Origin of the sequence: Streptomyces thermospinosisporus, assembly GCF_039526425.1 — a bacterium.
GTDB classification, from domain to species: Bacteria; Actinomycetota; Actinomycetes; order Streptomycetales; family Streptomycetaceae; genus Streptomyces; species Streptomyces thermocarboxydovorans.
The window spans coordinates 89,149-102,479 of sequence record NZ_BAAAIZ010000017.1 but is presented as its reverse complement, the minus strand read 5'-3'; the positions used below and the strand labels follow the sequence as shown (position 1 = coordinate 102,479).

The following is a 13,331-nucleotide window of genomic DNA, read 5'->3' as shown; positions in this document are numbered from 1 at the left end:
CCCTCGGGTCGAACAGGGACCCCTCCATGGGCCAGAATGAGCGGGTGCCTTCCCTGTTGCTGATCGAGGACGACGACGCCATCCGCACGGCCCTGGAGCTCTCCCTGACGCGCCAGGGACACCGGGTGGCGACCGCTGCCAGCGGTGAGGACGGTCTGAAGCTGCTGCGCGAGCAGCGGCCGGATCTCATCGTGCTGGACGTGATGCTGCCCGGCATCGACGGGTTCGAGGTGTGCCGCCGCATCCGGCGCACGGACCAGTTGCCGATCATTCTGCTCACGGCGCGCAGTGATGACATCGACGTCGTGGTCGGCCTGGAGTCCGGCGCCGACGACTATGTGGTCAAACCCGTGCAGGGCCGGGTGCTGGACGCCCGGATCCGCGCGGTGCTGCGACGCGGCGAGCGCGAGTCGAGCGACTCCGCCACCTTCGGCAACCTGGTCATCGACCGTGCGGCGATGACGGTGACGAAGAACGGGGAGGATCTGCAGCTGACGCCGACCGAGCTGCGGCTGCTGCTCGAGCTGAGCCGCCGCCCCGGCCAGGCGCTGTCCCGGCAGCAGCTGCTGCGGCTGGTGTGGGAGCACGACTACCTGGGCGACTCGCGTCTGGTGGACGCCTGCGTCCAGCGGCTGCGTGCCAAGGTCGAGGACGTGCCGTCGTCCCCGACGCTGATCCGTACCGTGCGTGGTGTCGGCTACCGGCTGGATCCGCCTCAGTGACACAGGAGCACCAGGGGGAGTCCCGCGGCTGGTCCGCGGCGCGCAAGGGAATCTGGTCACGGCTGCGCTTCACCAGCCTGCGGCTGCGGCTGGTCGTGGTGTTCGGGCTGGTCGCGCTGACCGCGGCGGTGTCCGCGTCCGGGATCGCGTACTGGCTGAACCGCGAGGCGGTGCTCACCCGCACCCAGGACGCGGTGCTGCGCGACTTCGAGCAGGAGATGCAGAACCGCGCGGGTGCGCTGCCCGAGCACCCGACGCAGGACGAACTGCAGCACACCGCCGGGCAGATGGCGAACAGCAGCCAGCGCTTCACCGTGCTGCTGGTCGCCCAGGACCCCGAGGGCCGTACGGTCTACGGCAGTTCCGGCGGGCTGAACGGCTTCTCGCTGCAGGACGTGCCGGCCTCGCTGCGCCAGGCGGTGACCGAGCGGCAGAAGGTCACCTCGACCAACAAGTACCCGTACCACCTGTACTGGCAGCGGATCGTCGAGGACGACACCCCGTACCTGGTGGCGGGGACGCGGATGATCGACGGCGGGCCGACCGGCTACATGCTGAAGTCGCTGGAGCCGGAGGCGAAGGACCTCAACTCGCTGGCCTGGTCGCTGGGGATCGCCACCGGGCTGGCGCTGATCGGCTCGGCGCTGCTCGCTCAGGCGGCCGCCACCACCGTGCTGAAGCCGGTGCAGCGGCTCGGCACGGCCGCGCGCCGGCTCGGCGAGGGACGGCTGGACACCCGGCTGAGGGTGTCGGGGACGGACGAACTGGCGGATCTGTCCCGGACGTTCAACAAGGCCGCGGAGGCGCTGGAGAAGCGGGTCGCGGACATGGCGGCGCGTGACGAGGCCTCGCGCCGGTTCGTGGCCGACATGAGTCACGAGCTGCGCACCCCCCTCACCGCGATCACCGCCGTCACCGAAGTCCTCGAGGAGGAGCTGGAGTTCGAGGGCGGCGGCATCGACCCGATGATCCAGCCGGCGGTGCGGCTGGTGATCAGCGAGACGCGGCGGCTGAACGACCTGGTCGAGAACCTGATGGAGGTGACCCGCTTCGACGCGGGCACCGCCCGGCTGGTGCTCGACGATGTGGACATCGCCGACCAGATCACCGCCTGCATCGACGCCCGCGCCTGGCTGGACGCCGTCGAGCTGGACGCCGAGCGCGGCATCCACGCCCGGATCGACCCGCGCCGTCTGGACGTCATCCTGGCCAACCTCATCGGCAACGCGCTCAAGCACGGCGGTTCGCCGGTGCGGGTGTCGGTGCGGGAGGAGCCCGGCGGGGCCGGCGGCACGGACGCCGGGACCGGTCCGGAGGCCGGGGAGCGGGCGGAGCGTTCGGACCGCGGCGACCGCACGGACCGGTCTGAGCGGGACGAGCGGGACGAGCGGGACGAGCGGGCGCCGGACGGCGGCGTGGTGGTCATCGAGGTGCGGGACAACGGGCCCGGCATCCCCGAGGACGTGCTGCCGCATGTCTTCGACCGCTTCTACAAGGCCAGCGCCTCCCGGCCCCGCTCCGAAGGCAGCGGTCTGGGGCTGTCCATCGCCCAGGAGAACGCCCATATCCACGGCGGTGAGATCACCGCGGCCAACTCCCCCGAGGGCGGGGCGGTGTTCACCCTGCGCCTGCCGCAGGACGCCTCCGCCCTGGCGGAGGACAAGCGGGACGGCGACGCCGGCAAGGGCCAGAAGAGCGGAAAGGGCGCCAAGGGCACCAAGGACAGCAAGGACGGCAAAGACAGCAAGGGCCGCGGCGAGCAGGGCGACGGGCGCCGTGGGGGCGGCCCCGACGAGAGCGGGACCGACGGCTCCGGCGGCACCGCGGGCTCCGCCGACGCCACGGACTCCGCGGACGGCACCGGCGCCACGGCGAACGGCACCGGCGGCGGAACTGACAGCAAGGGTGAAGGCGCTAAGGGGGACGCCTGATGTACGGCCTGACGAACGGGCGGCGGCCGGCCGGGCGACGGGCGGTCCGGGGCCGGATCGCCGGTCTGCTCGCCGTCACCACGCTCGGCGCCCTGCTCTCCGGGTGCGGCATCCGCGCCACCGAGGTGCCGACCGACTTCGGTCCCGCGCCCTCGAGGGTGCGCTGTTCGCTGGGTGAGCCGGGGATCTCCTCGCGGGCCGACCGCGGACTGCCCGTGCAGGTGTTCCTGCTGTGCGGGGCGTCGCTGGTGGCCGTGGACCGCACGGTGCGGGTGCCGGACGGGGCGGCCGACTCCGGGCGGCGCACGCTGATCGCGCAGGCGCTGCTGGACGAGCTCTCCGCGCCGCCCTCGGCCGACGAGAAGGAGGCCGGGTACACCACGCTGGTGCGGGACGGGCTCACCGTGAGCGGGCCGCGCCCCGGCGATCCGGAGGACACGCTGCGGCTGAGCGCCGCTCCCGCCGGCCTCAGCTCCACCGCGCTGGCGCAGATCGTGTGCACCTTCTCCGACTCGGCGGCGACGGACAACGGCTCGGTCATCCTGGGCGGGCCCGGTTCCGCCGCACCGCTGCGCTACGAGTGCACGGACCAGGTCCGCGCCCGCCCGGCCGGCGAACGCCCGCCCGCCTCACAGCTCACCGACGAGTGAACTGCCGAGTGAACTGCCGAGTGAACCGACTAGTGACGCGGGCGCCCTCGTACGGGGGGCGTCCGCCGTCGTCTCACACCTCCGGCCCAGGGCTGGTGCGTTGTGGCGTATGCCTCATCGGCGGAACGGGTGACATCCCGGAACCGATCGTGCCGAAGGCCGCGTCTTGGGGGGCGTGCAGCGTCAAGGCTCCATCGGCGGCACCGCCGCGATCCGCATCCGTGTGCTGGGTGGTCTCCTCCTGGCCGCATATCTGGCGTTCATCGCCTGGTTCACGCTGCGCCCCCTCGACGTCCCCTGGGTGATGCCCGCCAATCTGCGCCCCCTGGACGGCATCCGGGCCGACTTCGCGCTCGGCTGGGTGGAGGGGGCCCGGCGCATCGGTGAGGGGCTGGCGCTGCTGGCCCCGCTGGGCGTGCTGCTGCCGATGGCGGGCGGCCGGCTGGTGGTCTCGCCCCTGGGTTCCCTGATCCGCACCATGGCCGCGGCCGCCCTGCTGTCGCTGGGCATCGAGATGCTGCAGACGGCGGTGCCCGGCCAGGTCGTCGACATCGACTCGCTGCTGCTGAACACGCTGGGCGCGGGCCTGGCGCACGCCGCGGTGGTGCCGGCGGGCCGCTCCTGGCTGCGCCGCCGGGCGGTGCGCCTGGCCGGGACGGCCGCCCCTCAGGAGGAGCCGGCTCAGGGTAGGACCCCGACGATTCCCAGGGTCGGGATCGCCCCGTGGAGCGACGCTTTGCCCCCTTCGTCTCCGTAACGTGGACGGCAGATGAGGCGTCCGGACGGGAGGCCTCGCACCGCTCACGAAGGAGCCGCAATGTCTCGCCTCGCCCGCCCGACCCACGGCCGCATGATCGGCGGAGTCTGCGCCGCGCTGGCCCGGCGCTTCGGTACCTCCGCGACCACGATGCGGGTCATCTTCCTGCTGTCGTGCCTGCTGCCCGGCCCGCAGTTCCTGCTCTACATCGCGCTGTGGATCCTGCTGCCGTCGGAGGACAAGACCCAGACCCGAACGGCCTGGTGAGCCCGGCGGCGCCGTTCCGCCGGCCATCTCCCTGAGGCCCTGAGTGCCCTGAGTGCCCTGAGTGCCCTGCGTGCAACGCCGATGGGGCGCCCCGCGTGGCGGGGCGCCCCATCGTTGTCGTCGCCGTGCGGGCGGTCAGCCGCCGAGCGGGAGGCCGTTCACATTGAGGCCCTTGGTGGGCAGCTGGTCCAGCGGCAGACCGCCGAGCAGTCCCTTGGCCGGGGCCGTCGGGTCCTTGGTGACCACGTCCTTCGCGGCCGGCTCCGCGGCCGTCAGCCCCGTGGCGGCCAGGTCCCTCCCCGTGCCGAGGGTCTGCGCGGCGGCCGGCAGCGCGGCGGTGTTCTCCGCCGGGAGGGTCTGGGCGGCGGTGCCCAGGGCGGGAGCGGCCTCCGGGACGGCCGGGGCAGCGGCAGCGGTGCCCGCACCGACAGCGGCGAAGGCGGCACCGAGAGCGGCGACACCGAGGGTCTTGGCAGCAGACTGCTTCATGAAAATGCGTCCTCGAATGGGATACGGGGATGTGAGCGGTGCTGTGACCGTAAACACGCGCCGCTGCCGCCCGCAAACATCGAAATGCGGACGGATTGTGAACGCGAACCGTGGCCCATGTGCGGGGACGCCTGCCCCTCACTCCTTCTCGGTGGAAAAGCCGCTGGTGGAGGCCGTCTGCCGGAACAGCCATTCGGATTTGAGTTCCGCATAGCCCGGCTTGATCACGTCATTGATCATGGCCAGTCGTTCGTCGAAAGGAATGAACGCTGATTTCATCGCATTGACGGTGAACCACTGCATGTCGTCGAGCGTGTACCCGAATGCCTCGACCAGATGCTCGAATTCACGGCTCATGCTGGTGTGGGACATCAGCCGGTTGTCGGTGTTCACCGTGGTGCGGAAGTGCAGCCGGCGCAGCAGCCCGATCGGGTGCTCGGCGTAGGAGGAGGCCGCCCCCGTCTGGAGGTTGGAGCTGGGGCACATCTCCAGCGGGATGCGCTTGTCGCGGACGTAGGAGGCGAGCCGGCCGAGCTCCACGGTGCCGTCGTCGCGGACCGTGATGTCGTCGATGATGCGCACCCCGTGGCCGAGCCGGTCGGCGCCGCACCACTGCAACGCCTGCCAGATGGACGGCAGTCCGAAGGCCTCACCGGCATGGATGGTGAAGTGGTTGTTCTCCCGCTTCAGATACTCGAAGGCGTCCAGATGCCGGGTGGGCGGGTATCCGGCCTCGGCGCCCGCGATGTCGAAGCCGACCACGCCCAGGTCCCGGTAGCGGTTGGCGAGTTCGGCGATCTCCAGGGCGCGGGCGGCGTGCCGCATCGCGGTGAGCAGGGCGCCGACCCGGATGCGGTGCCCGTTCTCCTTGGCGCGCCGCTCCCCCAGCCGGAAGCCCTCGTTGACCGCCTCGACGACCTCTTCGAGGGTGAGGCCGGCTTCCAGGTGCTGTTCGGGGGCGTAGCGCACCTCGGCGTAGACGACGCCGTCCTCGGCGAGGTCCTCGGCGCACTCGGCGGCGACCCGGACCAGCGCCTCGCGGGTCTGCATGACGCCGACGGTGTGCGAGAAGGTCTCCAGATACCGCTCCAGGGAGCCGGAGTCGGCGGCCTCCCGGAACCACAGCGCGAGCTTGTCCGGGTCGGTCTCGGGCAGCTGGGAGTAGCCGGTCTCCCGTGCCAGGTCCACGACGGTGCCGGGGCGCAGGCCGCCGTCGAGGTGGTCGTGCAGCAGAACCTTGGGCGCCCGGCGGATCTGGTCCGGTGTCGGGGTGTTCGCAATGGTCTGGCTCGTCATTTCCGCACCATAACCCCTTGCCGTCCTACGCGCGTAGATGCCGAGCGGAGGGAATTCGTCGCCATTCAGCGGTGCTGGACGGTGCTGGCCGGGCTTGCTGGTCGCCGATACGCAACGGTGACCGCACGGACGGGTGGCGTACACCCGCCCTTCTGACAATGTTCTGCCATGGCACAGCAAGCGACGCCGGTCCGCAGGGCCCGGCTGGGGAGGGCGTTCGGCCCCGAGCCGACAGCGGTGAGCGGAGTGGTGCTGCTGCTCCCGGACGGGGAGGAGACCTCCGACCGCAGACCGTCCCCGCTGCTGGCCGCCGCCTCCGTCCGGGCGCTGGGCCGCCGCCTGGGCCGCGCCGGGCGGGAGGAGGGGCTGGCCGTCCATGTCGTCCACTACCGCTACCGGGGCTGGAACGGGGACGCGGCCCATCTGGCGGGCGACGGGGCGTGGGCCGCCGACGAGGTCGTACGGCGGTACGGGGACGTGCCGGTGTGCCTCGCCGGCACCGGAATGGGCGCCCGGGCCGCGCTGCGGGCCGGCGGGCACGAGGCCGTCAACTCCGTTGTGGCGCTGGCCCCCTGGCTGCCCCGGGAGGAGGGCGCGACCTCACCCGAACCGGTGAAGCAGCTGGTGGGGCGTCAGGTGCTCATCGTGCACGGCACCAAAGACGCCCGCACCGACCCGGAGCTGTCCTTCCGCCTCGCCGCACGGGCGAAGAAGGCCAACCGGGACGTGTGCCGGTTCGAAGTGCACGCCGACGGCCACGGGTTGCATCAGTACCGGGACGAAGTGCTCGCCCTCACCGAGGACTTCGTGATGGGTGTGCTGTTCGGCAGGAACTTCGCGCGTCCGGTGCGGGACGCGCTGGCGGCACCGCCTCCACTGGGACTGCGGATGCCGCTGGCCTCCGGATTCGGCCGGTGGCGGTAGCGAACAGCCGCAGCGGCACGTGTGCTCCCCGGGAAGGGCGTCGTCCGCGTCACGTGGGCAGCAGATTGCCCCGCCGGGAGAGCAGGAACTTCTTGAAGGCGGCCACCGGGGGCGTGTCCGGGTGGCCGGCCAGCCAGGCGACGCCGATCTCGCGCACCGCCCTCGGCGCCGTGACCGTCAGCTCCACCACCCCGGGCCGGGGCACGGTCGGCGGCGGCAGCAGGGCCACGCCCAGACCCGCCGCCACCAGGCCCCGCAGGGTCTCCGCCTCCTCGCCCTCGAAGGCGACCTTCGGCCGGAAGCCGGCCTGGGCGCACAGGTTGTCCGTGATCCGCCGCAGACCGTAGCCGGGCTCCAGGGTGACGAAGGTTTCGTCCGCCGCCTCGGCCAGGCGGATGCGGCGGCGTGAGGCGAGCCGGTGATCCGCGGGGACGACCAGGCGCAGCTTCTGCTCGTCCAGGCGCCGGGCGACGAGGTCGGGGGCGTCGGGCACCGGGGAGGTCAGGCACAGGTCGAGTTCACCGGCGCGCAGCCGCTCCAGCATGGCCTCGCCGTAGTTCTGGACCAGGCTGAAGCGGATGCGCGGGTGGTCGGCGCGGAAGGCGTGCAGCAGGCCGGGGACGGTCTCGGCGCCCATGGTGTGCAGAAAGCCGAAGGCGACCTTGCCGGTGGCCGGGTCGGCATCCGCGCGCACCTCCTCGGCGGCGCGTTCGATCTCGGCGAGGGCCCGCTCGACCGAGGTGAGGAAGGTGCGACCCGCGGGGGTGAGGGAGACGGTGCGGCCGTGGCGGGCGAACAGATCCACACCGAGGTCCTGTTCGAGGCGGGCCATGGCGCGCGACAGCGTCGACTGCGGTACCTGCATCTGCTGGGCGGCCCGGGTCACGTGCTCGGTGCGGGCGACACCGGCGAAGTGGGCGAGGCGGGGGGCCAGCAGCAGCGACATCTCCCGCTCCGGAATGTCTTCTGTGTCACCGGACTGTGACAGGCGGGGCCGTGAACTCTGCTGATGCACCATGGGAACGATTATGGCGAATCCATGCATTGGACGGATGAGTGCCGCCGTACGTAGCTTCGAGGCATGACTCCCGCCAGTACCGGGGCGTCCGCCACAGCGGGCGCCGGATCCGTTCGTTCCGCCACTCCTTCTGCTACTTCTGCTACTCCTGCTTCTGCTACTCCTGCCTCCGCTACTCCCTCTGGGACGTCTGGGATGTCTGGGCCGTCCGGGACGTCTTCCTCTGGGTCGTCCGGGACGTCTTCCTCTGCTGTGGACGCGCGTATGGCTCCTGGTGGACCGGGTTACCGGCGGATGAGTTTCGCTCTCTTCCTCGCGGGTGTGGCCACGTTCGCCCTGCTGTACTCCACGCAGGCGCTGCTGCCGCTGATCTCCGGCGACTTCGGGGTCAGCGCGAGCGACGCGAGCTGGACGGTGGCGGCGGCCACGGGCGGGCTCGCGGTGTTCGTGCTGCCGATGAGCGCGCTGTCGGAGCGGTTCGGGCGGCGCACGGTCATGACGGCGTCGCTGGCGGTCGCGGTGACGGTGGGGCTGCTGGTCCCCTTCGCGCCGTCGCTGGGCTGGCTGGTCGCCCTGCGGGCGGTGCAGGGTGCGGCGCTGGCCGGACTGCCCGCCTCGGCGACGGCGTACCTCGCGGAGGAGGTCCGGCCGAAGGCGCTGGTCACCGCGATCGGCCTGTTCGTGGCCGGGAACAGCGTCGGCGGGATGAGCGGCCGGGTCATCACCGGGTGGGCCGCCCAGGAGTGGGGCTGGCGGGTCGCCGTCGGGCTGCTCGGGGTGATCGCGGTGGGCTGCGCGGTGGCCTTCCGGCTGCTGCTGCCGGCGCCGCGGCACTTCCGGGCGGGTTCGCTGCGGCCGGGTGTCCTGGCGCGGACCGTGCGCGACCATCTCGCCAATCCGCTGCTGCGGCGGCTGTACGCGATCGGCGCGCTCTTCATGACGGTGTTCGGCGGCGTCTACACGGTGATCGGGTACCGGCTGACCGAGGCCCCGTTCTCGCTGCCGCAGGGCATCGTCGGCTCGGTCTTCCTGGTCTACCTGGTCGGCACGGTCTCCGCGTCGGCGGCGGGACGCCTGGTGGCACGCCTCGGCCGCCGGGGCGCGCTGTACGCGGCCGGCGGTACGACGGCGGCGGGCCTGCTGCTGTCCCTGGCCCACGCGCTGGTGCCGGTGCTGCTGGGCCTGGTGCTGATCACGGCGGGCTTCTTCGCCGGTCACGCGGTCGCCTCGTCGGCGGTCGGGAAGACGGCGACGCAGGGGCGGGCGCAGGCCGCGGCGCTGTACCAGTCGGCGTACTACGTCGGCTCCAGCGCCGGGAGCACGGCGGGCGCGGTGGCCTTCCACGCGGGCGGCTGGGCCGGGACGGTCGGCGTCGGCCTGCTGGCGGTGGCGGGCGTCGTGGCGATCACGGTGGTGGGGTCGCTGGCGGCGATGCGCTCCGGGGCGCCGGTGAAGGTGCGCTCGGCGAGCTGCTGAGCGGGCCCCAGCGCGGGCTGGTGAGCGGGTCGCAGCGTCGGCTGCTGAACGGGGTCGCATCGCGGGCTGCCGATCTGAGACGCACCGCTGGCTGGTGAGCGGTCTCGCCACGGGCTGTCCGGCGGGATGGCGCCTCGCGTCCGATGTGGGTACCTGAGCGGCTTTTCCGACTCGGGGCGCCATTGTCAGTGGGCTGCTGTAGCTTCCGGAGTGTGGGCGCGAAGGAGCGCCGCCACGGAAGCCACAGGGGTGGGTGAGCGATGACGAACGGCACGGCGACGACCGACCTGGAGGACAGGCTGGAGGCGTACCGCGTCGAGCTGACCGGGTACTGCTACCGGATGCTCGGCTCCTCCTTCGAGGCGGAGGACGCGGTGCAGGACACGATGGTCCGCGCCTGGCGCAGCTACGACACGTTCGAGGGTCGTTCCAGCCTGCGGTCCTGGCTGTACCGGATCGCGACCAACGTCTGCCTGGACATGCTGACGGCCGGCAACAAGCGCGCCCGCCCCATGGACCTGACCGAGTCCACGCCGCTCGCGCAGGCCGCTCTGTCGCCGCGCCCGGACAACACCTGGCTGGAGCCGATGCCGGACTCGAGAGTGCTGCCCACCACCGAGGACCCGGCGGAGGCGGCCGTCGCCAAGGAGTCCGTGCGGCTCGCCTTCATGGCCGCGTTGCAGCAGCTGCCGCCCAAGCAGCGCGCGGTGCTGATCCTGCGCGAGGTGCTGGCCTGGAAGGCCAACGAGGTCGCCGAGCTGCTCGGCACCTCCGTCGCCTCGGTCAACAGCGCGCTGCAGCGGGCCCGGGCCACCCTCGCCGAACGCCGGCAGCCGGGCGAGGAGGCGGCGGTCTCCGACCCGCTGGACGAGGAGCAGCAGAAGCTGCTGGAGCGCTATGTCGCCGCGTTCGAGGGGTACGACATGTCGGCGCTGACGCAGCTGCTGCACGAGGACGCCATCATGACGATGCCGCCGTTCGACCTGTGGCTGACCGGCCCGGCCGACATCACCGGCTTCATGACGACGCTGGGCGCGGCATGCGCCGGCTCGAAGCTCGTGCCGGTGCAGGTCAACGGGCTGCCCGGGTTCGCCCAGTACAAGCCCGACCCGGAGAGCGGGGGCTTCACCCCGTGGGCCGTGCAGGCGCTGGAGATCTCAGACGGCCGGATCACCGGGTTCCACTGCTTCCTCGACACCAAGCGCTGGTTCCCGCTGTTCGGGCTGCCCCTCCACCTCGAAGCGGAGACCGACCAGGTCGAGCAGGGAGCATAGGGCCGGGTCCGGGTCGCGCAGCCGTATCCGGCCGCCCGCCCGGCGAGCGGCGAGCTGGAGCCGGGCGAGGAGGTTCACGGCGGCGAGGCCGGGCGGGCCCAGGCCACCGACGTCGCACACCACCACCGTGCCGGAGCCGTCCAGCAGTGCCTGCACGACCTCGCACGGCCCCTGCACCTCGTCCCTGGCGAGGAGGGGGCCCCGCAGCACGAGCACAGGGGGTGTCTTGGCGTCCACGATCGGTAGACCGCGCGGGGAGCCGTAACTCATCGCGCGTGCGGGAGCCGTGACTCACCGCGGGTGCGGGAGCCGTGACTCACCGCGGGTGCGGGAGCCGTGACGCACCGCGGGTGCGGGAGCCGTAACTCATCGCGGGTGCGGGAGCCGTGACGCACCGCGGGTGCGGGAGCCGTGACTCACCGCGGGTGCGGGGGCCCGTGGCTCACCGCGGGTGCGAGCGGTCACATTGACCCCGGGGCGGGCCTGCGCCGAGGGTTGGCTGTATGTGCCATAGATCGTTCCCGTCCTTCCCGTCCTTCCCGTCCGAGGGGCCGGCGTGCAGGGGGTGCTGAGCGGGTTCGCGGTGATCGCGGTCGTCATCGGCGTCGGCTATGTCATCGGACGGCGGGGGTTCCTGGGCACCCAGGGCAGCGCGGTGCTGACCAAGCTCGCCTTCCACGTGGCCTCACCCGCTCTGCTGTTCACCACCCTCGCGCGGGCGGACCTGTCCGTGGTCTTCTCCGAGCGCCTCCTGGTCACCGCCCTGAGCACGGCGGCGGTAGCCGGCGTCTTCGTGGCGGTGGGTGTCGTACGCCGCTGGGGAGTCGCCCGCACCACCATCGGCGCCCTGTGCGCCGGCTACGTCAACGCCGGGAACCTGGGCATCCCGATCGCCGTGTACGTACTCGGCGACGCCTCACTGGTCGCCCCGGTGCTCCTCTTCCAGCTGATCGGCGTGACCCCCATCGCCCTCACCGTCCTGGACCTCTCGACCACGGGCGAGAAGGGCCCCCTCTGGCGGCGCCTGCTCACCCCGCTGCGCAACCCCATCGCCCTGGGATCCCTGGCGGGCGTCGCGGTATCGGCCTCCGGGATCACCGTCCCCGGCCCGGTCATGGACCCCGTCACCCTGATCGGCAACATGGCCGTCCCCGCCGTCCTCCTCGCCTTCGGCATCTCCCTGCGCGGCAGCACCCTGCCGCTACGCGATGGCGAACGCGGCACGGTCCTGCTCGCCGTGGCCCTGAAGTCGGCGGGCCAGCCGCTGGCGGCCTGGGCCCTGGCGGCGGGCGTCTTCGGCCTGACCGGCCCGCGACTCCTCGACGTGGTGGTGACCTCGGCCCTCCCGGCCGCCCAGAACCTCTACACCTACGCCGCCACCTACGGCGTGGGCGAACGCCTGGCCCGGGACGCCATCCTCATCTCCACGGCACTCTCCGTTCCGGTACTGGTCGTGGTGGCGGCGCTCTTCGGATAAAGGAAGTGAATGAAGGGCATGCGGCAGCGGGCGAAGGGACGGCAGGGGCAGTGGACGATTGGACGAAGGATCGCGTGGGCAGCGCCGAGAGGGGCGAGAACCCCACGGTGCTGGCACGAATGAGGACCGGCTGGGCCGTCATCGGGGACACGCAGCACCTCCCCGGCTACTGCCTGCTGCTCTACGCGGGCCGCACCAACCACCTGACCGACCTGCCGCGCCCGGAGCGTGCGCAGTTCCTGCTCGACCTCTCCCTGCTAGGCGAGGCCGTAGAAACCGCGTGCAAGCAGCACGACCGGGCCTTCCGGCGGCTGAACTACGAAGTACTGGGCAACTCCTGGCAACACCTGCACGGCCACATCCACCCGCGTTACGCCTGGGAGCCGCCGGAGCTGCTGCGAGGCCCCGTCTGGCGCTACGGTCCGGAACGGACCGCTCCGGAGCACCGGTTGAGCCCGCAGCACGATGTCCTGCGGGCGGACATCACGCGCGCGCTGAGAAGCGTGCTGGCTGAGGCGTACGAGTCCGGCTCAGGGATGCAGTGATGTGCGGTGAGGTGAGGTCAGCAGCCTTCGGTGAGTACCTCCTTGCGGTGACCAACGGCATGATTCCGCCCGCCGGAATCTGCTCGTCCCGCACAGTAGGCAAGTGCTGTATCGCCCGCTGACGTTCCTGCTCTGGGTCCTCGTCCTGCTGACCACCACGGGCTGCGCCACGGTGACGGCCGGCCCAACGCCGGCCGACGGCCGTCCGCAGGGCGTGCGCGGCTCGGCCGCCCCGGAGCGGGTGGCGTCTCCGTCACCTACGCGGCTGGTTGTCCCTCCCTCGCCGCGCTCTGCGCTGGTCCGGACCGAGCCCGGCCCGCTGCGGCGCACGCCCGAGAGCGGTCATGCGCCCGGGCGTCGCACGCCGCCTGCTGTGCAGCTGCCCCGGTCCGCAGCACCGCAGGAGCGGCCCGCTGTCCGTCCGCGTCCACCCGCTTCCGCACGGCCCGAGCAGCACGGGCCGAAGGAGCAGCGGTCTGTGCCCGGGGTGCCGCCCCGGTCACGG

General features: G+C 72.2%; 14 protein-coding genes. 10 read left to right on the top strand and 4 right to left on the bottom strand.

All coding sequences use genetic code 11. The annotated features are described in order from the left end of the window. Positions 1 to 44 precede the first annotated feature (44 nt). The 5 genes from afsQ1 (at position 45) to ABD207_RS07560 (ending at position 4,327) form a co-directional block, all read left to right on the top strand. Positions 45 to 722 carry a two-component system response regulator AfsQ1 gene (gene afsQ1, locus ABD207_RS07580; RefSeq protein ID WP_309141370.1) on the top strand — a complete coding sequence of 226 codons (678 nt, stop codon included), beginning with the start codon at positions 45 to 47 and terminating at the stop codon, positions 720 to 722. Beyond that, a complete protein-coding gene (locus ABD207_RS07575) occupies positions 719 to 2,653 on the top strand; it encodes a sensor histidine kinase (protein ID WP_425580645.1) in 1,935 nt (644 codons plus the stop codon). The genes afsQ1 and ABD207_RS07575 overlap by 4 nt, the downstream gene beginning before the upstream one ends. After that, positions 2,653 to 3,303, top strand: coding sequence for a hypothetical protein (locus ABD207_RS07570; RefSeq protein ID WP_344011056.1), 651 nt, complete (start codon positions 2,653 to 2,655; stop codon positions 3,301 to 3,303). The genes ABD207_RS07575 and ABD207_RS07570 overlap by 1 nt, the downstream gene beginning before the upstream one ends. A 175-nt stretch (positions 3,304 to 3,478) precedes the next feature. Continuing rightward, positions 3,479 to 4,060 (top strand): VanZ family protein, encoded by a 582-nt coding sequence (locus tag ABD207_RS07565; protein WP_344011054.1) that lies wholly within the window; start codon positions 3,479 to 3,481, stop codon positions 4,058 to 4,060. 60 nt (positions 4,061 to 4,120) lie between these two features. Then, a complete protein-coding gene (locus ABD207_RS07560) occupies positions 4,121 to 4,327 on the top strand; it encodes a PspC domain-containing protein (protein WP_344011052.1) in 207 nt (68 codons plus the stop codon). Between the two features lie 135 nt (positions 4,328 to 4,462). Here the strand turns inward: ABD207_RS07560 and ABD207_RS07555 are convergent, their stop codons facing one another. After that, positions 4,463 to 4,816 carry an ATP-binding protein gene (locus tag ABD207_RS07555; RefSeq protein WP_344011050.1) on the bottom strand — a complete coding sequence of 118 codons (354 nt, stop codon included), beginning with the start codon at positions 4,814 to 4,816 and terminating at the stop codon, positions 4,463 to 4,465. A gap of 138 nt (positions 4,817 to 4,954) precedes the next feature. Further along, a complete protein-coding gene (locus ABD207_RS07550; protein WP_344011048.1) occupies positions 4,955 to 6,112 on the bottom strand; it encodes an adenosine deaminase in 1,158 nt (385 codons plus the stop codon). 168 nt (positions 6,113 to 6,280) lie between these two features. Between ABD207_RS07550 and ABD207_RS07545 the strand changes: the two genes are divergently transcribed. Then, positions 6,281 to 7,036 (top strand): alpha/beta hydrolase, encoded by a 756-nt coding sequence (locus ABD207_RS07545; protein WP_344011046.1) that lies wholly within the window; start codon positions 6,281 to 6,283, stop codon positions 7,034 to 7,036. Between the two features lie 49 nt (positions 7,037 to 7,085). On the opposite strand, the gene ABD207_RS07540 is transcribed toward ABD207_RS07545, so the two are convergent. Next, on the bottom strand, positions 7,086 to 8,054 hold the full coding sequence (locus ABD207_RS07540; protein WP_344004527.1) for a LysR family transcriptional regulator: 969 nt from the start codon (positions 8,052 to 8,054) through the stop codon (positions 7,086 to 7,088). Positions 8,055 to 8,117: 63 nt separating this feature from the next. Here ABD207_RS07540 and ABD207_RS07535 point away from each other — a divergent pair, with 63 nt between their 5' ends. Further along, positions 8,118 to 9,530 (top strand): MFS transporter, encoded by a 1,413-nt coding sequence (locus tag ABD207_RS07535; protein ID WP_425580642.1) that lies wholly within the window; start codon positions 8,118 to 8,120, stop codon positions 9,528 to 9,530. A gap of 260 nt (positions 9,531 to 9,790) precedes the next feature. Continuing rightward, on the top strand, positions 9,791 to 10,804 hold the full coding sequence (locus tag ABD207_RS07530) for a sigma-70 family RNA polymerase sigma factor (protein ID WP_344011040.1): 1,014 nt from the start codon (positions 9,791 to 9,793) through the stop codon (positions 10,802 to 10,804). On the opposite strand, the gene ABD207_RS07525 is transcribed toward ABD207_RS07530, so the two are convergent. Then, positions 10,688 to 11,074 carry an STAS domain-containing protein gene (locus ABD207_RS07525; RefSeq protein WP_344011038.1) on the bottom strand — a complete coding sequence of 129 codons (387 nt, stop codon included), beginning with the start codon at positions 11,072 to 11,074 and terminating at the stop codon, positions 10,688 to 10,690. The two genes, ABD207_RS07530 and ABD207_RS07525, sit on opposite strands and share 117 nt — an antisense overlap. A gap of 286 nt (positions 11,075 to 11,360) precedes the next feature. On the opposite strand from ABD207_RS07525, the gene ABD207_RS07520 reads away from it, so the two are divergent. Together ABD207_RS07520 and ABD207_RS07515 are read left to right on the top strand one after the other, a co-directional pair. Continuing rightward, complete coding sequence (locus ABD207_RS07520; RefSeq protein ID WP_344011036.1) at positions 11,361 to 12,281, top strand: AEC family transporter; 921 nt, start codon at positions 11,361 to 11,363, stop codon at positions 12,279 to 12,281. Between the two features lie 74 nt (positions 12,282 to 12,355). Next, positions 12,356 to 12,826 carry an HIT family protein gene (locus ABD207_RS07515; RefSeq protein WP_344011034.1) on the top strand — a complete coding sequence of 157 codons (471 nt, stop codon included), beginning with the start codon at positions 12,356 to 12,358 and terminating at the stop codon, positions 12,824 to 12,826. Positions 12,827 to 13,331 lie beyond the last annotated feature (505 nt).

Excerpts from the sequence above, each read along its gene's own strand:
- ABD207_RS07570 (WP_344011056.1), top strand. The coding sequence starts at position 2,653 with ATGTACGGCCTGACGAACGGGCGGCGGCCGGCCGGGCGACGGGCGGTC.
- ABD207_RS07560 (WP_344011052.1), top strand. The coding sequence starts at position 4,121 with ATGTCTCGCCTCGCCCGCCCGACCCACGGCCGCATGATCGGCGGAGTC.
- ABD207_RS07555 (WP_344011050.1), bottom strand. The coding sequence starts at position 4,816 with ATGAAGCAGTCTGCTGCCAAGACCCTCGGTGTCGCCGCTCTCGGTGCC.
- ABD207_RS07550 (WP_344011048.1), bottom strand. The coding sequence starts at position 6,112 with ATGACGAGCCAGACCATTGCGAACACCCCGACACCGGACCAGATCCGC.
- ABD207_RS07545 (WP_344011046.1), top strand. The coding sequence starts at position 6,281 with ATGGCACAGCAAGCGACGCCGGTCCGCAGGGCCCGGCTGGGGAGGGCG.
- ABD207_RS07540 (WP_344004527.1), bottom strand. The coding sequence starts at position 8,054 with ATGGTGCATCAGCAGAGTTCACGGCCCCGCCTGTCACAGTCCGGTGAC.
- ABD207_RS07535 (WP_425580642.1), top strand. The coding sequence starts at position 8,118 with ATGACTCCCGCCAGTACCGGGGCGTCCGCCACAGCGGGCGCCGGATCC.
- ABD207_RS07530 (WP_344011040.1), top strand. The coding sequence starts at position 9,791 with ATGACGAACGGCACGGCGACGACCGACCTGGAGGACAGGCTGGAGGCG.
- ABD207_RS07525 (WP_344011038.1), bottom strand. The coding sequence starts at position 11,074 with ATGAGTTACGGCTCCCCGCGCGGTCTACCGATCGTGGACGCCAAGACA.